Source organism: Aphanothece hegewaldii CCALA 016 (assembly GCF_003007785.1).
Classification (GTDB): domain Bacteria; phylum Cyanobacteriota; class Cyanobacteriia; order Cyanobacteriales; family Microcystaceae; genus Chroococcus; species Chroococcus hegewaldii.
Window position 1 is genome coordinate 100,196 of sequence record NZ_PXOH01000011.1, and the last position, 17,152, is coordinate 117,347.

The 17,152-nt window shown below is 38.7% G+C and carries 19 protein-coding genes and 1 pseudogene; 10 read left to right on the forward strand and 10 right to left on the reverse strand.

What is annotated here, in order from left to right; genetic code table 11:
• Window positions 1-777, reverse strand: a complete 777-nt coding sequence (locus tag C7H19_RS11915) for an RNA polymerase sigma factor SigF (RefSeq protein WP_106457102.1) — start codon at window positions 775-777, stop codon at window positions 1-3.
• Window positions 778-1,245: 468 nt separating this feature from the next.
• On the opposite strand from C7H19_RS11915, the gene C7H19_RS11920 reads away from it, so the two are divergent.
• The 3 genes from C7H19_RS11920 to rpoD all read left to right on the forward strand — a co-directional run bounded on the left by C7H19_RS11920 (window position 1,246) and on the right by rpoD (window position 4,807).
• Window positions 1,246-1,953, forward strand: coding sequence for a J domain-containing protein (locus tag C7H19_RS11920; RefSeq protein ID WP_106457150.1), 708 nt, complete (start codon window positions 1,246-1,248; stop codon window positions 1,951-1,953).
• Between the two features lie 99 nt (window positions 1,954-2,052).
• Complete coding sequence (locus tag C7H19_RS11925) at window positions 2,053-2,817, forward strand: ATP synthase subunit I (protein WP_106457103.1); 765 nt, start codon at window positions 2,053-2,055, stop codon at window positions 2,815-2,817.
• A gap of 856 nt (window positions 2,818-3,673) precedes the next feature.
• Window positions 3,674-4,807, forward strand: a complete 1,134-nt coding sequence (gene rpoD / locus C7H19_RS11930; RefSeq protein ID WP_106457104.1) for an RNA polymerase sigma factor RpoD — start codon at window positions 3,674-3,676, stop codon at window positions 4,805-4,807.
• Window positions 4,808-4,875: 68 nt separating this feature from the next.
• On the opposite strand, the gene C7H19_RS11935 is transcribed toward rpoD, so the two are convergent.
• The 8 genes and pseudogenes from C7H19_RS11935 to C7H19_RS11970 form a co-directional block, all read right to left on the reverse strand.
• Complete coding sequence (locus tag C7H19_RS11935) at window positions 4,876-5,139, reverse strand: DUF29 domain-containing protein (protein WP_245927477.1); 264 nt, start codon at window positions 5,137-5,139, stop codon at window positions 4,876-4,878.
• 34 nt (window positions 5,140-5,173) lie between these two features.
• The gene (gene tnpB / locus C7H19_RS11940) at window positions 5,174-6,316 is read right to left on the reverse strand and encodes an IS200/IS605 family element RNA-guided endonuclease TnpB (protein ID WP_106457106.1); all 1,143 of its coding nucleotides are present in this window, start codon (window positions 6,314-6,316) and stop codon (window positions 5,174-5,176) included.
• A gap of 155 nt (window positions 6,317-6,471) precedes the next feature.
• Window positions 6,472-6,672 (reverse strand): annotated as a pseudogene (locus C7H19_RS11945) (DUF29 domain-containing protein); the annotation flags it as partial.
• Window positions 6,673-6,688: 16 nt separating this feature from the next.
• Window positions 6,689-7,039, reverse strand: coding sequence for a DUF3082 domain-containing protein (locus tag C7H19_RS11950; RefSeq protein ID WP_106457107.1), 351 nt, complete (start codon window positions 7,037-7,039; stop codon window positions 6,689-6,691).
• 11 nt (window positions 7,040-7,050) lie between these two features.
• Complete coding sequence (gene ispE / locus C7H19_RS11955) at window positions 7,051-7,998, reverse strand: 4-(cytidine 5'-diphospho)-2-C-methyl-D-erythritol kinase (protein WP_106457108.1); 948 nt, start codon at window positions 7,996-7,998, stop codon at window positions 7,051-7,053.
• Window positions 7,988-8,815, reverse strand: a complete 828-nt coding sequence (gene rsmA, locus C7H19_RS11960; protein WP_106457109.1) for a 16S rRNA (adenine(1518)-N(6)/adenine(1519)-N(6))-dimethyltransferase RsmA — start codon at window positions 8,813-8,815, stop codon at window positions 7,988-7,990. Before rsmA ends, ispE begins: the two co-directional genes overlap by 11 nt.
• Window positions 8,816-9,877 carry a phospho-N-acetylmuramoyl-pentapeptide-transferase gene (gene mraY, locus C7H19_RS11965; protein WP_425428901.1) on the reverse strand — a complete coding sequence of 354 codons (1,062 nt, stop codon included), beginning with the start codon at window positions 9,875-9,877 and terminating at the stop codon, window positions 8,816-8,818. It abuts the gene before it with no gap.
• Between the two features lie 92 nt (window positions 9,878-9,969).
• Window positions 9,970-10,218 carry a DUF3134 domain-containing protein gene (locus C7H19_RS11970; RefSeq protein ID WP_106457111.1) on the reverse strand — a complete coding sequence of 83 codons (249 nt, stop codon included), beginning with the start codon at window positions 10,216-10,218 and terminating at the stop codon, window positions 9,970-9,972.
• A gap of 179 nt (window positions 10,219-10,397) precedes the next feature.
• Here C7H19_RS11970 and C7H19_RS11975 point away from each other — a divergent pair, with 179 nt between their 5' ends.
• The 4 genes from C7H19_RS11975 (at window position 10,398) to rlmD (ending at window position 13,075) form a co-directional block, all read left to right on the forward strand.
• Complete coding sequence (locus C7H19_RS11975) at window positions 10,398-10,988, forward strand: PAP/fibrillin family protein (RefSeq protein WP_106457112.1); 591 nt, start codon at window positions 10,398-10,400, stop codon at window positions 10,986-10,988.
• Between the two features lie 10 nt (window positions 10,989-10,998).
• Window positions 10,999-11,295, forward strand: a complete 297-nt coding sequence (locus tag C7H19_RS11980) for a DUF433 domain-containing protein (RefSeq protein WP_106457113.1) — start codon at window positions 10,999-11,001, stop codon at window positions 11,293-11,295.
• Window positions 11,292-11,546 carry a DUF5615 family PIN-like protein gene (locus C7H19_RS11985; protein ID WP_219907640.1) on the forward strand — a complete coding sequence of 85 codons (255 nt, stop codon included), beginning with the start codon at window positions 11,292-11,294 and terminating at the stop codon, window positions 11,544-11,546. Before C7H19_RS11980 ends, C7H19_RS11985 begins: the two co-directional genes overlap by 4 nt.
• A 182-nt stretch (window positions 11,547-11,728) precedes the next feature.
• On the forward strand, window positions 11,729-13,075 hold the full coding sequence (gene rlmD, locus C7H19_RS11990; RefSeq protein WP_106457114.1) for a 23S rRNA (uracil(1939)-C(5))-methyltransferase RlmD: 1,347 nt from the start codon (window positions 11,729-11,731) through the stop codon (window positions 13,073-13,075).
• A gap of 76 nt (window positions 13,076-13,151) precedes the next feature.
• Here the strand turns inward: rlmD and C7H19_RS11995 are convergent, their stop codons facing one another.
• Window positions 13,152-13,976, reverse strand: coding sequence for a lysophospholipid acyltransferase family protein (locus C7H19_RS11995; RefSeq protein ID WP_106457115.1), 825 nt, complete (start codon window positions 13,974-13,976; stop codon window positions 13,152-13,154).
• Between the two features lie 494 nt (window positions 13,977-14,470).
• Here C7H19_RS11995 and C7H19_RS12000 point away from each other — a divergent pair, with 494 nt between their 5' ends.
• The 3 genes from C7H19_RS12000 (at window position 14,471) to C7H19_RS12010 (ending at window position 17,104) form a co-directional block, all read left to right on the forward strand.
• Entirely contained in the window at window positions 14,471-15,349 is an 879-nt protein-coding gene (locus C7H19_RS12000; RefSeq protein WP_106457116.1) for a phycobilisome linker polypeptide, read from the forward strand.
• Between the two features lie 106 nt (window positions 15,350-15,455).
• Entirely contained in the window at window positions 15,456-16,220 is a 765-nt protein-coding gene (locus C7H19_RS12005) for a phycobilisome rod-core linker polypeptide (RefSeq protein ID WP_106457117.1), read from the forward strand.
• 116 nt (window positions 16,221-16,336) lie between these two features.
• Window positions 16,337-17,104 (forward strand): phycobilisome rod-core linker polypeptide, encoded by a 768-nt coding sequence (locus C7H19_RS12010; protein WP_106457118.1) that lies wholly within the window; start codon window positions 16,337-16,339, stop codon window positions 17,102-17,104.
• Window positions 17,105-17,152 lie beyond the last annotated feature (48 nt).

A 17,152-nucleotide genomic window follows, 5' to 3' on the forward strand; every position in this document is an offset into this window, starting at 1 on the left:
CTAAAAGATTTCGGTTGTCATAGACTCTTTAAGGAGTTCTAAACCTTTTTTCACTCTTCGAGAAACGGTAACGACACTAATTCCAAGTTGTTCGGCGGTTTCTTTTTGGGTTAAGTCTTTTAGGAAAACAAATTCTAAGATACAACGGGTTCGATCTTCGAGTTGACTTAAAGCTTGTTGTAAACGGATGCGATCGTCTTGGGTTAACTGAAAGCTTTTACAACGAGGATCAGCAACAAGATCTCCTAAACTGGTTTGTCCGTCATCTTCATTATTAACAGAAACATCTAAACTAATCGGTTCTCGATTTTGGAAAGCTAATTTAATATCTTGCCATTCTTTGAGAGAAATTTCTAGAGCCTGAGAAATTTCTAGATCATTCGGCTGACGATTATACCGTATTTGATAGTCTCGACGGATATTCATCGCTTGTCTGCCCAATTCTTGCCAACGTCGCGGAATACGGACAGAATAGCCTTTATCTCGTAGATAGTGTTGAATTTCACCTCGAATGTAAGGAATAGCGAAAGAACTAAACGCGTGTCCTTTATCTACGCTAAACCTTTCAATGGCACGAATTAAGCCTAAACAGCCGACTTGTAATAAGTCTTCATAATTTTCATTACACTGAGTTGTCCAATGATGCGCCTCCCTTCTAACTAATCCAAAATTCAATTCTAGAATGCGATTTCGCAATGTGGTTTTACCGAATTTTTGATAGTCTTGGAATAATCTTAAGGTTTCGATTTTAAGGTTTTCGGGTGCAAGGACAGTCATAGCTCAATGAGTAATGTTAGGCGATCGGCTGTAAATTTCCGTTGACAATCTGCTTTAGTATTTTGAGTTTTATCAGAAAATATCAGAAACTAAAGTGTTGTTTTGGTTTTCTACATCCTTGGATTTATCTAAGTTTATGTTGGATATAAAGCAATTACAACGGCAGTTCTACCAGATTTAATCTTTACAGAATCTGATCATATACATGATTTTACTGAGAAGCTGCTGTTAAAATTTGCATAACTTAGTTTATTAATAAATAAGACCAATGGCAGTGATCGAGATCACCGTAAAGCTGTGATTTATATCACAAGAAAAATGAAACAAAATGTAAACCTTTGAAAAGAAAAGATGATAGTAATGCTGTCGGCTCCTCTTGGGTTGACTCAGAAGATGTGGATCGTAGACAATATTACTGAGGTAGTTTTCGCGCCTTTTGCTGTAAAGTCAGATGTCGATAAATGTTTCATGATTGACACCAATCACTATCAAACGCTAGAAATTAGTCAACAAGCCACTCAACAAGAAATTAAAAACGCTTATCGAAGGTTGGTTAAACAGTTTCACCCAGATAGCCTAGAAGAAACAGCCAGTCATGAGAGAATTATTGAAATTAATGCAGCTTATGAAATCTTAGGAGATCCTAAACATCGCCAAGTTTACGATCGTCAAATAAATCAAAGTGAAAATTATCTTGTAGCAACTCAACGTCAACAACGAACAGCAGACGCTCAAAAACAATATCAACGCGATCGAGCAGCGCAAAAAGACACTGAATTTTATATCAGTCAATGGTATCAAAAAATCTACTTACCCCTGAATCGTCTCATCAACCAAATTCTTAACTCACTTCCTAAAAAAATCGAGGATTTATCAGCCGATCCCTTTGATGATGAATTGATGGAACAGTTCCAAGCTTATCTTGAAAAGTGTCGTACTCATCTTCAAAAAGCTAAACAGATATTTTCGTCACAACCAAACCCGTCTAAACTAGCTAAAGCTGCGGCTCATTTTTATCATTGTCTTAATCAAATTAGCGATGGAATAGATGAATTAGAACGCTTTACCTTGAGCTATGATGATCATGCGCTTCATACTGGACAAGAGTTATTTAGAATTGCATCTAGCCTCAAACGAGAAGCACAACACGCGACTTTGAAGTATTATTCTCAGTAGGCAGTTACCGTAATTACCTTGAAAAACTTGATCACCTTTTCTCTAAAAGAGAGTATATTAAACAAAAAGAAGCCTTATCAGAAATTTCACGTACCACTTGTGTCAGTTTCCAAGAAGTCACCGATTTATCTAAAAGTTAATCCGTCTGTAGCGCGTCAGTTTCGTCACGTGATCAAACGCCTTGCTCACAAAAGATTCCGTAAGTTATTAACTTGGTTTCTTTTAGCAATGGGTATTTTAATGATGTTGGCGTGGAACTGGAAATTAGTGATTTCTACAAGCTCAGGCATCGGTTTAATGTGGTTAGTTTATGCTGGATTAGATTGGAATTGGCGACGACAATGGAAGCACTTGTTACCTTTTTTTAAAGGCTATAAGGGTAAACTGACATTAGCCGTGGGAAGTGGCGGTCTGGCGGCGATTAGTACTTATCTTGTTGCTTCGATTTGGGCTGATTCAGAAAATCGCTGGTTAGCAACAGGGACTATCATACAAGGTGTGGCAACTCTTTCGACACTTATTCTTGTTTTGTGGCAAATGTTAACAGTTCAACATCAAAGCGATGAAACAAAGTTTGAGAATTGGTTAAGCGAGTTGACGGCGCAAGATAGTCTCAAACGATTAATTGCTGTACGACAATTAACAAATTTAGTGAACCAAGGCGGTTTACCTTTAAGCTATCAGCAGCAATTAAGTGATTATTTTCGGCTCATGTTGCGATCAGAGCAAGATGACTCAGTACGCGATGCTTTACTTGATAGTCTTGGAACATGGAATACTCAACCTTCTTTAGAGGTAGGTCAACCCTTACAAATTCCTGTTTCTTTGAAACGTTCTCTCAATCGTGTTGCTCGTCCCATCTAGTTTGATAAAATCGAGCATAACATCAGCAAAATATGTTAATAAGGAAAGATATCATCAATAAATTTTAAGTGATTTCACATCACGCTTTGTCAGCCTTTCTCTGTATCACAGAAGATAGGCACTCTGTTGATGACAATTAAGATAGTTTGATGACATTAGAGGATGTTCCATTGGACTAATCTCTCTTCAAAGTTTAGAAAAGTTCAAAATACAAAAATGGTGAAAGCTTGATATTTTTAGAAAAAAAATGCTTCAATGAAAGAAAAATATTGCTAACTTAGAGAAAGAAAAATCTCTAATATAAGTAAACAAGTGTACTAGCCTATGGGGTAGTTGATGAACTCTAGTCGTCTTGAGATTTCCAGTCTTGAGATTTCCAGTCTTGAGCTTTTCATTAGACGAGAAATTAAAAAGCGGCTTGCTCGTTTTTTAGAGTGGTGAAAGAGCATATTTTGTGATCTCAATCTCTCTTTTAAGACAAGCTCTTTCAAGACAAGCTCTTTCAAGACAAGATGCGGCTATAGCAATTTAGCGGCTTGAACAAAAGTGAATTCATATATGAATTCAAAAATGAAATTGTTTTCCCCTAGGAAACAATACTCAATTTCTCAGAGGTTACTATGGATAGGTTTACCATGAAAAAAATAAAGACAAAAAGATTAGTTGGCAATAATTGCATCGAGCTATTAAGATTTAATCAAAAATCTTTCCCCATTTGTTGTAATCAAAGCTACAATCAGATAGGTCGATCGCTATGATCAGTAAGACCACTGACTGATCTAGTCATGGTATCAACATTATTTAATCAACTTAATTTAAAGAGTGAAAGCAGGATAAGGAGTAAGAGGAAAACGGCATGACGCAGGCCAACGATGTACTCGCCACTATGACTGAACCTCAGATGATGGACTGGGATTTCATTGATGAGGGCATTGATGAAATAGATGCAATGGACGACGATTTAGAAGACGTAGGAGAAGCAGACGGGAAAAAACCTCGTAAGCTGACTGCTAAGAGTCGTCGAGATCAAGGACGGAGAAAGCCTTATACAGAGGATTCAATTCGGATATATTTACAAGAAATTGGACGAATTCGACTGCTCAGGGCAGAAGAAGAAATCGAACTCGCTCGTAAAATTGCCGATTTACTTGAGTTAGAGCGACTTTTTGAACAACTCAGAAAACGGTTAGGTCATTTTCCGACTGATAAGGAATGGGCCCAAGCAGTGGGTATGGAATACCCCGCATTTAAGCGTCGTCTGTATTTAGGACGGAAAGCTAAAGATAAGATGGTTCAGTCAAACCTACGTCTTGTCGTTTCCATCGCCAAAAAATATATGAATCGCGGGTTGTCCTTTCAAGATTTAATTCAAGAAGGCTCTTTAGGATTGATTCGGGCGGCGGAAAAATTTGATCATGAAAAAGGGTATAAGTTTTCGACTTATGCGACATGGTGGATTCGTCAGGCAATAACAAGAGCGATCGCTGATCAATCTCGCACGATTCGTTTACCCGTTCACCTTTACGAAACTATCTCACGCATTAAAAAAACGACAAAAATTCTTTCTCAAGAAATGCGCCGTAAACCCACTGAGGAAGAAATAGCGACGCGAATGGAAATGACGATCGAGAAATTACGTTTTATTGCTAAATCAGCACAATTACCGATTTCTCTAGAAACGCCCATTGGTAAAGAAGAAGATTCTCGTTTAGGAGATTTTATCGAAGCGGATGGCGAAACTCCAGAAGATGAAGTCTCAAAAAATTTATTGAGAGAAGATTTAGAAAACGTCTTAGATACTTTATCTCCAAGAGAACGAGATGTTTTACGCCTGCGATATGGTTTAGATGATGGACGAATGAAGACTTTAGAGGAAATTGGACAAATTTTCAACGTCACTCGTGAGAGAATTCGTCAGATTGAAGCGAAGGCTTTACGGAAACTGCGTCATCCAAATCGGAATAGTATTTTAAAAGAGTACATTCGTTAATACTAGACTAAGATCAGTTAGAAGCTAGGTGTTATAACCTAGCTTTTTTGGTTGTTGAGACCGATTTTTTAGGGGCAGTAAGTTTTATCTAAAACCTGCTCTAAGGTGACAATCTGATCTTGGGGAATTTCAACGCCAATTAAAATAGACATTGATTCAGAAGCGTCTGAATAACATTCGGCAAAGATTTCTTGTAAATAAGGTTTCAGACTGGGGCTATCCTTAAGTAACTTTTGAATATGATTACGAAAAGTCGTGATTTCAGCTTTCCAACCTCGCTCACAACGTTCTCGTTCTGATTCCCAGTAAACCAACTTTAGTGAAGCACCCATGCGTAAACGCACGGGCTTCCTAGACTCAATTCGGTTACGAATTGATGCGCTGCATTTCAACAGCATTCTTAGGCGTAGATTCCTGTCCTTCCGACAGTATTTTTAGTTCAGAGAAAGCTAACAAATTGTGACAAGCATTAATGTCTCTGTCATGATGTACATGGCACTCAGGACAATCCCATTCTCTATCTTTTAAAGTTAAATCTTCTTTGATATATCCACACCTACTGCATCTTTTAGAACTAGGAAAGAATCTATCAACTCGATGTATCTCACAGCCGTATAACTCTCCTTTATATTCTAAAAGATTTAGGAATTGTCCCCAAGCCACATCAGATATTTGCTTAGATAACTTACGGTTTTTGACCATCCCTTTAATGTTTAAGTCTTCACAACTAATTGCTTGGTTTTCGCATACTAGCTTCAGACTGATTTTATGTTGATAGTCTAATCGCTGATTGGCAACTTTTTCATGGATTCGGGCTACAGTTAGCCTAGCTTTGTTTCTATTGTTTGACTCTTTGGCTTTTCGACTTAACCTCCTCTGTCTAATTTTTAATCGTCTTAAAGATTTTTTAAAGTATCTAGGATTAGGGAATTTTTCAGGTTTCGAGGTAATGCAGAAATCTTTTAATCCTAAATCTAATCCTATTTTTTCTCCATTTAAAGGAGCCTTTGGAAGAGCCTGCTCAGTTAATATTGATGCAAAATATTTACCCGATGGAGTCTTGCTAATTGTAACACTTTTAATCGTTCCTTCTATTTCTCGGTGGATGACCATATAGATAGCATCCATTTTTGGAAGTTTCAGTTTATTATCTTCCGTAATGGAAAAATGTTGAGGAACCCTAAATGATTGACGATTTGACTTCCTTTTGAATCTAGGAAACTTCCCTAACTTTTTAAAGAACCGCGTAAAAGCAGATTCAAGGTCTTTTAAAGTTTGCTGTAAAGACTGAGAATTCACTTCACTTAACCAGTCAAATTCGCGTTTTAGTTTAACAAGCAAGTTAGCCCATTCTTTATATCTAAAATGCTTTTTAGATTCAGCATAGATATCAGTGGTCACTCTTATAAAATGATTGTAAACAAAGCGTGAACATCCAAAACATTTAGCTAAAAATGCTTGCTGTTCTTGATTTGGATAAATCCTAAATTTATACGCTTTGTTACCCATTCTTGTTACCTCCGTTCACTGATTCTAGCACACATTTATCTAATGTATGCTAAAAAGATAAGTTGCCGCCTCTCATGAGGGGCTATGTGGGGAATTATTTCCGCACCTTGTAAGCCCCGTCCCACGATTGAAATCGCGGGTGTTCACGGCGGGCATAAATGTTCTAAAAGTCGGATTAACAGACTAGAAAGTGCGCGTTTCTCACTTTTGCCCATGTCTTCCAACTCTTCAAATAGGTTTACCCAGTCTACTGCTGAATACTTTTCATCCCTCAATTGTTCTAGGGTTGTTTCTATCCAGAGAGCATAATCTTGATTGTATAGAGTAGGAAAAGTTGGGTGTGTTGGTTTGGCCATAAAAAAAGCCACTCTATTAATTCACCGTTTTTTCATTTCCTTGGATCAATAACTGGATACCCAGTAAAATTAAACCAAAGGTCACAAAAACAAAAATAAAGGTCGCTAAAGAAGAAAGTCCCATCACCAACGTCCGAACGGCAGTCGCAATTTTAAAAGCCAGTTGACTATCAGCCGTCACAGGTTTAGCAGCAAAGGTCGTAATAATCGCAGAAGTCAAATAATATAAAAAGTAAGTTAAACCACCAGAAATAACAGCCCCTAGAAAACAGCGTAAAGGCGTAACTTTTTCGTTTTCTTCAACTGGTTTAACTTTTTTTTCAATTGGTGTAACTTTAGGTTGGGTCGATGGAGTGGGTTCAGTCATAATCATCACCTTTAAGTAGAAATAGAAATACCTGTATTAATAAATTGTGCGATCCAAATTCCTAAATTAGGATCATTAATCGATTGAAAGACCGTTTTTTGAATCTGTTTAGCTTGTTCGGCGGACTCGCATAGGGTAAAAACAGAAGGGCCCGAACCCGACATCATTGTCCCTAAACCACCCGATCGCTGCATGATTTCTCGTAATTGAGCTACATTAGGATACTCTCTTAAAACAACTTTCTCTAAATCATTGTGTAATAATTCTCCGATCTTAGCACTCTCCTTATGGATGATTGCACTCACTAAAGGGCCAGAATGAATCTGTTTTGTTCGTTGTTCAATTCCTTGACGATCGCTTAGATAAGTATCATGGAAAGATAAACGATAGGTTTGATATGCCCACGCCGTCGATACTTCTAAATTATTGTATTTAGCGAGAACTAACCAAAGATGATCTACGCCTTTGATTTTACCGAGTTTTTCACCTCTTCCTGTTGCGATCGCTGTTCCACCCGCTAAACAAAATGGTACATCTGAACCTAATTGAGCGGCTAGTGTTTGTAATTCTGGTATAGTTAAACCCAATTTCCAGATTAGATCAATGCCGACGAGTACAGCCGCCGCATTCGCCGAACCACCTGCTAAACCTGCCGCAACGGGAATATTTTTTTCGATGGTAATATCTACGCCACCATAATTAGCGAAATGTTGAGGGAATGAAAGCTGCATTAATTTTGCGGCTTTATATGCAAGATTTGTCTGATCGCTAGGGACTTGTTCATGTTGACAAAATACGCGAAACTGTTCTAAACCATTGGGATTGATTGTTAAGCGATCGCATAAACTAATACTTTGGAGGATCATCACCAATTCATGAAAACCATCAGGACGATCGCCAATAATCTCTAAATATAAATTAATTTTTGCTGGAGCCAGTAAAGTATAACTATGTTGCATGATTGATCAAAATGGCTGATGAGAGCGCGATCCATTGCTCTAAGCTTAATTCCTCTGCCCGACAGTGAGGATTTATTTCTAATTGTTCCAGTATTTGGGTCAAAAGATCACCGTCTATGATTCCTTTTAAATTATTTCGTAACATTTTACGACGATTGGCAAAACCCATATTAATCAGATTTTCTAACTTTTTCGGATTATCTACCGTTTCTTGGCTCGGTTGGGGACGAAGACGAATCACGGCGGAATCGACTTTTGGCGGCGGATAAAATGCTCTTGCTGGTACATCTGTAATCCATTCACAAGATGCTAAATATTGGGTCTTGACAGATAAGCCATTATATGCTTTGGTGGCGGGTTTGGCGACGAGCCGTTCGGCGACTTCTTTTTGGATCAGTAAAACGATTGTACAGTAAGGGTTTGCGGCGGGTTTGGCGACCGAGCCGAGTAATTTTTCGAGAATGGGGCTAGTAATATTGTAGGGAATATTGGCGACGACTTTATTTGGATGAGCGAATTTTGGGAAACTGGTTAGATGAGAGTCGAGATCGAGAGATAGGATATCACCTTGTAGAAGCAGAAAGTTTTCTTGGTTGGCGAAAGTTTTAACTAATTTTGTACATAAATCTCGATCAATTTCCACTGCTACAACAACACCCGCCGTTTTTAGTAATCGACGGGTTAGAATACCAGTACCGGGGCCAATTTCTAGAATACGATCGCTCTGTTTAAGTTCAGCAGCTTCTATAATCTGATCAAGAGCATATTCACTCTTTAACCAATGTTGACCGAATTGTTTGCGGGGTCTTATACTCATCTATTGACTAACGATACCTAAAATCCCTAATACCGTATTAATTAAATAAAATACACCAACGATCTGAGTTTCCGCCCACCCACTTAATTCTAAATGATGGTGGAGCGGTGCCATCTTCAATAAACGTTTTCCTTTACCATTTTCATCTTTAGTCGCTTTGTAGTAACTAACTTGGGCGATAACTGAAAGAGACTCAACAAAAAAGATCCCACTAACCAAAAATAAACCCCATAGGTTTTGTCCAAGAATTCCCACAGCAGCTAAAGCACCACCTAACGCTAAAGATCCTGTATCACCCATAAATACTTTAGCAGGATTGCGGTTATGTATGATAAATCCCAGACAGCCACCACTTAAACAAGCACAGAATAACAACAAACTTGGTGAAGTCGGGGCTACCATAATTCCTAATCCTAACAAAGCGATCGCCGTCGTGCCACCTGCTAAACCATCCACCCCATCTGTCAGGTTAGTTGCATTACTTTCGGCCACTAAAACAAAACCTGCTAATATCCAGAATAATAAACCTAAAGAAAGAATGAGAGAACCAGGTAATTTAATTTGAGTAATACTGTCATTTTGCGTAACAAATGCCCAAATACAGAATAAAACAGCACCCAAAATCTGTAGAATTAACTTCATTCGGGGCGATATTCCTTTATTCGACTGTTGACGTAAAATTTGCCAATCATCCACCCCACCGATCGCCAAATAAGCTAGAGTAAGTAAAGAGACTGCGACGACTTGCGGATCGAATTTAGACCAAAGCAAAGCGACTAAAACAGCCACAGGAACAAAAAAAATACCGCCCATTGTGGGTGTACCTGCTTTTTTTAGATGACTTTGGGGACCATCTTCTCGAATAATTTGCCCTGCTTTAAGTTTTTGTAGCCAAGGAATTACCCCAAATCCTACCACACCAGATAACACAGCACAAACACCAAACGGTAATAATAGAGATAGAGAAGAAGAAAAAACAGCCAACAGCAATAGCAATAAAGTTAAAAGAACTAATAAGCTTGTTCCTGTCGGTTGTTTAAGACTCGGTACTGAAAAAGAAATAAAGTCCACAACGTATCCACACACTAGATTTTATGCAGCTTATTAGATGATAATCTCATGGAATAGGTTTCACCAAACCGCATGACTATTACTTAAAGGGCATCTTCATCAATTACAATTTCATCATCATCATCATCGATATCCATATCATAAGTATCATCACTATCCATAAAATCAGATAATTCTAGTTCATCTTCTAAGATAACTTCTCGTTCTTCTTTTTCTCGTGGAATCAAACGGCCAGTTCTTTCTAACCATTCTATAATCGAAGAATCTTTATTCACAGGAATGACTCGCGCAGGTTCGTAACGCGGTTCTTGACGTAAAGAAGGATTTTGCATTGTGTTAGATAACTTTAAAAATTAGTCTAAGGTTTGATTTAGGTACAGTCCCTTTTTGAGTTTATCAGTTTAAATCGATTTTCGGGACACTTGAAAAAAAAAGAAACTTTAAAAAATTCCCTTTTAAGGGACAAAATTGATCATCATAGAACTATATAGGCTGTTCATCAAGGTGACTCATGAAAGAAAAAGCTAAATTATTAGAAATTATAGCAGGCAGAAATCGGGGTTTACTTTCATCTGAAGCTGATAAAGTGCGAGTACTTACCGCAGTTGAACAACTCGAAGATCACAACCCCACCTCAAACCCAGTCAGCGCAAAAGATTTACTTGATGGTAACTGGAGATTACTTTATACTACCAGTCGCGGTATTTTAGGATTAGATCGAATTCCTTTATTACAATTGGGTCAGATTTACCAGTATATCCGAGTCAATGAAGCAAAACTTTATAATATTGCTGAGATAGTCGGTGTTCCTTTTTTAGAGGGAATAGTCAGTGTCGCGGCACAATTTGAACCTGTAAGCGATCGTCGTGTTAATGTAAAGTTTGAGCGCTCGATCATTGGGTTACAACGTCTTATCGGTTATCGTACCCCAGAACAACTCATTCAAGAGATCGAAAATGGGAAAAAGTTTTTGCCTTTAGATATTAGTCTAGAAAACAGAGAACAACAAGGTTGGTTAGAAATTACTTATCTTGATCACGACTTACGCATCGGTAGAGGCAATGAAGGCAGTATTTTTATTTTAGCAAAGGAAAAATCTTAAGAGGCTTTTTATGACAACAACCATCGATATCGGAACATTAATCGTTAAAACCCCAGACACTTGCGGTGGTCGTCCTAGAATAGCAAATAGAAGGCTATCTGTACAGCAAATTGCTGTTTTATATACTAGAGAAAAACTTTCACCAGAAGAAATTAAAGAAGAATACGATGGATTAACTTTAGCAGAAGTTCACGCAGCTTTAGCCTATTATTATGCTAACACTGAACAAATAGAAACCTATTTAGCTCAAGAAAAAGCTGAATACGATCGTGCAGTAGCTGAATATCGAAAAAATCAACAACTGTGAAAATCTGTTTATATTTAGATGAAGATTCTAGTAGAGGGGAATTAATACAAGCTTTAAGAACAGCAAACTTTGACGTTCTTACAACCTCGGAAGCTAATAACTTACGTTCCCCCGCTCCAGAACAATTAATTTATGCAACACAGCAAGAGCGAGTGATTTATACTTATAACATGGGTGATTTTTGCCGATTACATGGAATTTATATGGCACAAGGACTCAATCACTCTGGTATTATTGTAGCCGAAAGATAAACTTATACAGTTGGGGAACAGTTACGAGGTTTGTTAAAAGTAGCGGAAGATTATTTAGCAGAAGCAATTCAAAATCAATTAATTTTTACTGGTAACTATATTAGAGAAGATTACTAAGTATCCGTTAATTCTCTAAAATACTCTGTACAGTAGAAGTAGGAACCGCTACAAAATAAAAGTAAATGCAACAAGGTAGTTTAGTCGAAATAGAAATCACCGATCTAAATCATACGGGTGAAGGGGTAGGAAGAAGTAATGGACAAGTGATCTTTGTACCTGATACAGTGATAGGCGATCGCATTTCTGCAAGAATTCTCCATCTCAAACGTCATCACGCAGAAGGAAAAATCCAAAAAATCCTTAAAGAATCTCCTTATCGCATTCGTCCTCGTTGTATCGTAGCAGATAAATGCGGTGGCTGTCAGTGGCATCATATCGATGATAACTATCAAAGTCAGATTAAACACTATCAAGTCATCGAAACCCTAAAACGAATTGGGGGTTTTAGCGACATCGAAACCTCTCCTATCCTCACAGGTACATCCTCTCTCGGATATCGCAATAAAGCAACCTATCCATTAGGACAATCAACCACTGGTAATATACAAACAGGATATTATCGTCGTCAAAGTCATCACATTGTTAATCTCAATCAATGTCCAGTACAAGATCCTGACCTTAATCCATTTTTAGCAGAAATTAAACAAGATATTCAAGGGCGAGGATGGACAATCTATAATGAAACAACGCATCAAGGACAATTACGTCATCTTGCTTTAAGAATTGGACGCAAAACAAAAGAAATCTTATTAACTCTCATCACCACAGACTCACAATTATCGGGTATAGAAGAACAAGCAGACATTTGGTTACAACGCTATCCTAATCTAGTCGGTGTCACCCTAAACTACAATCCCACGAAAACGAATGTTATTTTCGGTAAAGAAACTCATACGATCGCAGGTCGTCCATATTTAAGAGAAATCTTTGGTGGACTCACCTTTCATTTACGTCCTGAAACCTTCTTCCAAGTCAATACAGAAGCCGCCGAAGCACTTTTAGGTGTGATTTTAGAAAAATTAGCTTTAGATGGCTCACAACGGCTTTTAGATGCGTACTGTGGTGTTGGTACATTTACCTTACCCCTCGCACAACACGTATTTGAAGCAGTGGGAATAGAAGTTCAAGAAACCGCCATCCAACAAGCCAAAGAAAACGCTAAACTAAATGGGATCGATAATGCTTCGTTTTTTACTGGAACCGTTGAAACGATTTTACCCCAGATACAAGATCAGTTCGATATTGTTATTTTAGATCCACCGCGTAAAGGATGCGATCGTACTGTTTTAGATACACTTCTTTCTTTACAACCTTCTCGTATTGTTTATGTCAGTTGTCAAGCAGCGACTCTAGCAAGAGATTTAAAATATCTGTGTCAAGAGGGAAAATATCAATTAACCTTTGTTCAACCTGCTGACTTTTTCCCGCAAACTCCCCATGTAGAATGTGTAGCTTTTTTAAAAATTTGAGATACTTTTCCCAATGTGTGTAAGGATTTGAAAACCAAATCCATACATAAGTGTAAAAATGTACTCTATTGAAGGATTAATTTTCCCCAATTAATTGATCTAATTCCCCCTGCATAGTATTGACAACTTGCCAGTAACATGATTCAACATAAGCGCGATCTTGTGCTGCTTCTTTGCCGTATTGAGAAAAAGTAATTGGTGGACAGACGCGAGTATGAATCTGAACGGGAAACGGTATATTAGGTAAAGGACCGATCGCAAGTCCCCAAGGTAAACCTAAATAGAAGGGAAATACTTCTAAACCTTCGGGAAACAAGCCAGAAAAACCCCAAGTACGGAACGGCTCGATCCATTCTGATAAATCCCCTAAAATAATAAGTGTTTCGTGTGCGCCTTTAGAAATAAGGGGAATAATCGGTAATTCTTGTTGTAGAGCGAGTTTAATAAAGCCTTTTTGTCCAGCAAAATAAATTTGATTGCGTTGTGTGTAGGGACGAAATAAATCTCTAGCGCCACCAGGATAAACTAAAAGACTGCTTCCTTTTCTGAGGGCGGCAAAAGCCATTCGAGGAGTAGCGGGAATGGCTCCAACTTGCATGGCTAATTTAGTAAAAAAGGGATAAGGATGATTTTTCCAGACGCTTGGATGAGATAATCCATAAATGAGGCGTTCTGTGCCGAAACGACGAAACCAGTCATACATCATCATACTCATATCTGGAATGGCTAAACCTCCATTATGAGAACCGACTAATAAAACTTGTCCAGTTGAGGGGATATGATGCCAACCATCGGTTTTGACTCGAAAATAATATCGATAAATCCAATCCCAATACGGAAATAGCGATCGTATAACAGACGGATTGCGTTGTTGCAAAAACCAATTACTATCTACAGTCATTTATTGAGTCTATCTAAAAATTACGAAATGTTAAATAAAATTGCACAGACCAATATACTCAAGCAAAATCCAGTCAAAGTCAACTGAGATAAGGATTATTTCGGAAGGTAGAGAGACAATTAGCCCTAATTCTCGACGCGCTACATGAGCCAATGTTACAAAACTTTACGCCTTTGCAGACCCTAATCATAGTATAAGTTAAACTGACTGAGAATCTTTCTAATTTCCTCCAACGTACAGGTTGGGCTGTCTTGTTGAGTGAAGCGTAGGGAGTTAAAGCATCAAGGGGATTCTTTACTCTGCTGCGTTTTGAGCAATTGGGCAACTCGTCAAAAATTTGTACGGTGTTTAAGAAAGTTTACGCCATCCAAACCCAAACAATCTATTAATAATCATCTCAAATGAGATTAGAGGCTTTTTAGACTCAAGATTGTTAAGTTTTATCACAAAAATAAGAATCCCCTACCTACAACCTTAGATTAAGGAGATTTTAAATGGCTTTTGGGCCTGCATCCCAGTTAGGTGTCGCTATATATGAAGAAACACCCCCAATTGAACTGGTACCTGGACGTTCAGAAGAAGAGGTCACAAGCATTATCAATGCTGTTTACAGACAGGTTTTAGGTAATGCTTATGTGATGGAAAGCGAAAGAGCTACCGTTCCTGAATCTCAGTTTAAGCGGGGAGAACTCAGCGTACGCGAGTTTGTTCGTGCTGTAGCCAAATCAGATCTCTATCGCTCGCGCTTTTTTGAAACCAGTCCGCGCTATCGGTTTATTGAACTCAACTTTAAACATCTTTTAGGACGTGCGCCCGATGGGTACGACGATATGAAGGCACACAGCGCCATCCTAGATACCCAGGGCTACGATGCTGAAATTGATTCTTACATCGATAGCGATGAGTATCAAAATGCCTTTGGTGAAAACATTGTCCCTTACTTCCGGGGTTACAAGTCTCGTCCAGGCCAAAGTATGCTTGAGTTTACGCATATGTTTGCTCTGTTGCGTGGTCCTTCTAGCAGTGACCTCAAAGGTAGTCTATCTGGCACCAGTCCCGTTTTGAATAAATATGTTATTCAAGAGATCCCCCTTGCGGTTATTCCGCCCAGTGGTGGATCTTCGGGCGATGGTTGGGCATTCCAAGATACTGCCGGAAGTTCTCGGACTCGTTTGGGTTCTGGTGCAGGTGACGAAGGAAAAGTATACCGCATCGAAGTCACCGGCTATCGTTCACCTGGTAAAGTGAACAAAATTTCTAAATACCGTCGCAGTAACCAGGTTTTCCTCGTTCCCTACGACAAACTTTCTCAAGAATATCAACGTATTCATCAACAGGGCGGCGTAATTGCTAGTATTACCCCTGTAGGCTAAAGCTATAAATAGTGAACAGGGACCAGTCATTAAATCTGGACTCTGTTCGCTGTGTGTGCCATTTTTTAACAAATCATTGATTAATTTGTTGTAGGAGCAACTGACCATGAGTGTCGTTTTAGATCGTCCATTAGAATTACGTTCTACCAGCAGTCCTGATGAAGTCGCTGCTGTGATTCGTGCCGTTTACAAACAAGTTCTGGGAAATCCCCATGTCATGGATAGTGAACGGCTAGTTACCGCAGAATCTCAACTCTGCAATGGTACACTAACAGTACGGGAATTTGTCCGCGCCGTTGCCAAATCAGATTTTTATCGTCGCCGCTATTTTGAAACCTGCGCCCCCTATCGCTTTGTTGAACTCAACTTTAAGCATCTTTTAGGACGAGCGCCTCAAGATCAAGCCGAACTATCAAAACATATTCAAATCTGTGTTAATGAAGGCTACGATGCTGAAATTGATTCTTATATCGATAGTCAAGAATATCAAGATAATTTCGGCGATAATGTTGTTCCTTACTATCGCGGTGCAAGCAGTCAAGTCGGCACTAAACAAGTGGGTTACAACCGCACTTTAAACCTATATCAAGGTTATGCAGGTGTTGATAGTGCCTTCAAAAATGCTCGTTTAGTGGATGCGATCGCCACCAATAGCGGTAGCAAAATCAGCTTACCCAGTACAGGTGGTCGTCGTGGTGCTTATAAAGATGCCACCGAAAAAATGTTCAAAATCGTGGTCAAAGGCTCTAAATTCGATAGTCCTCGTCGCACTAGCGTAACCGAGTATATCGTCTCTGGTGCAAAAATGACCCCGCAAATTCAGCGTATTCACCGCGCAGGCGGCACAATTAGCGAAATTGTAGAAATCTAATGTTTAAGAAATAGGTAGGGTTAAAAAGCTAAGGAAATCGGATCGGTTTCCTTTCCTTAACCCCACCGCTCGCTAAAAAATCATTAATCACACTCTCGTATTGTAGGAGAAAAATCGTGTCAACACTAACTGCTGCTTATATTGATAGTCCGAGCGAACTACGTCCTAATGCAACCGAAGATGATCTCCAAGGTGTGATACGTGCCGCTTACCGTCAAGTTCTAGGCAATGTACACGTAATGGATAGCCAACGTCTCACCAGCGCCGAATCAATGCTCAGAAATGGCGATATTACCGTAAAAGAATTCATCAGACGGATTGCTCAATCAGATCTTTATCAATCACTCTTTTTTAGTAATAAATCTCCATATCGTTCTATTGAACTCAATTGTAAACATCTTTTAGGACGTGCGCCTTTAGATCAAGCCGAAATTTCTCAACACGTTCAAACTTATAACGAACAAGGCTACGAAACTGATATCGATTCTTACATTGATAGTGCAGAATATGCCGACAATTTTGGGGACAATACCGTACCCTATCCTCGGAGTATTCGCTCTCAAACTGGGATCAAAAACGTTGTTTATAATCGTACCCTTTCTTTATTAGGTGGTTACGCAACCAGTGATAACAGCAAAGAAGCGCAATTAATTAATACAGTTGCTGCTAATATTCCGCAAAAAATCAAGGTTGCTTCATCAGGCAAAGGATCAACTTATACTAACACCAGTAAGCGGTTCCGTTTGACTATTCTTAATTTAGGATTAGCCAATGCACGTACCAAAACCACAACCGTTGAAATCGGTTACTCTCAATTATCCCAAAAAATCCAAAACGTTCAACGCGGCGGCGGGAAAATTTTGAGTATTACTGAAGTTAACTAATCATTTTTTTCTAAGATTAGGGTGGGCAAAACTCATCCTAATCTCGTA

Bases quoted from the DNA above. Each gene is read 5' to 3' on its own strand.
- C7H19_RS11950 (WP_106457107.1), bottom strand. From the start codon at position 7,039: ATGACTGAACCCACTCCATCGACCCAACCTAAAGTTACACCAATTGAA.
- C7H19_RS11995 (WP_106457115.1), bottom strand. From the start codon at position 13,976: ATGACTGTAGATAGTAATTGGTTTTTGCAACAACGCAATCCGTCTGTT.
- ispE (WP_106457108.1), bottom strand. From the start codon at position 7,998: ATGCAACATAGTTATACTTTACTGGCTCCAGCAAAAATTAATTTATAT.
- C7H19_RS11915 (WP_106457102.1), bottom strand. From the start codon at position 777: ATGACTGTCCTTGCACCCGAAAACCTTAAAATCGAAACCTTAAGATTA.
- rsmA (WP_106457109.1), bottom strand. From the start codon at position 8,815: ATGAGTATAAGACCCCGCAAACAATTCGGTCAACATTGGTTAAAGAGT.
- C7H19_RS11980 (WP_106457113.1), top strand. From the start codon at position 10,999: ATGACAACAACCATCGATATCGGAACATTAATCGTTAAAACCCCAGAC.
- C7H19_RS11970 (WP_106457111.1), bottom strand. From the start codon at position 10,218: ATGCAAAATCCTTCTTTACGTCAAGAACCGCGTTACGAACCTGCGCGA.
- C7H19_RS11920 (WP_106457150.1), top strand. From the start codon at position 1,246: ATGATTGACACCAATCACTATCAAACGCTAGAAATTAGTCAACAAGCC.
- C7H19_RS11975 (WP_106457112.1), top strand. From the start codon at position 10,398: ATGAAAGAAAAAGCTAAATTATTAGAAATTATAGCAGGCAGAAATCGG.
- rpoD (WP_106457104.1), top strand. From the start codon at position 3,674: ATGACGCAGGCCAACGATGTACTCGCCACTATGACTGAACCTCAGATG.
- C7H19_RS12005 (WP_106457117.1), top strand. From the start codon at position 15,456: ATGAGTGTCGTTTTAGATCGTCCATTAGAATTACGTTCTACCAGCAGT.
- C7H19_RS12000 (WP_106457116.1), top strand. From the start codon at position 14,471: ATGGCTTTTGGGCCTGCATCCCAGTTAGGTGTCGCTATATATGAAGAA.
- rlmD (WP_106457114.1), top strand. From the start codon at position 11,729: ATGCAACAAGGTAGTTTAGTCGAAATAGAAATCACCGATCTAAATCAT.
- C7H19_RS11935 (WP_245927477.1), bottom strand. From the start codon at position 5,139: ATGGGTGCTTCACTAAAGTTGGTTTACTGGGAATCAGAACGAGAACGT.
- tnpB (WP_106457106.1), bottom strand. From the start codon at position 6,316: ATGGGTAACAAAGCGTATAAATTTAGGATTTATCCAAATCAAGAACAG.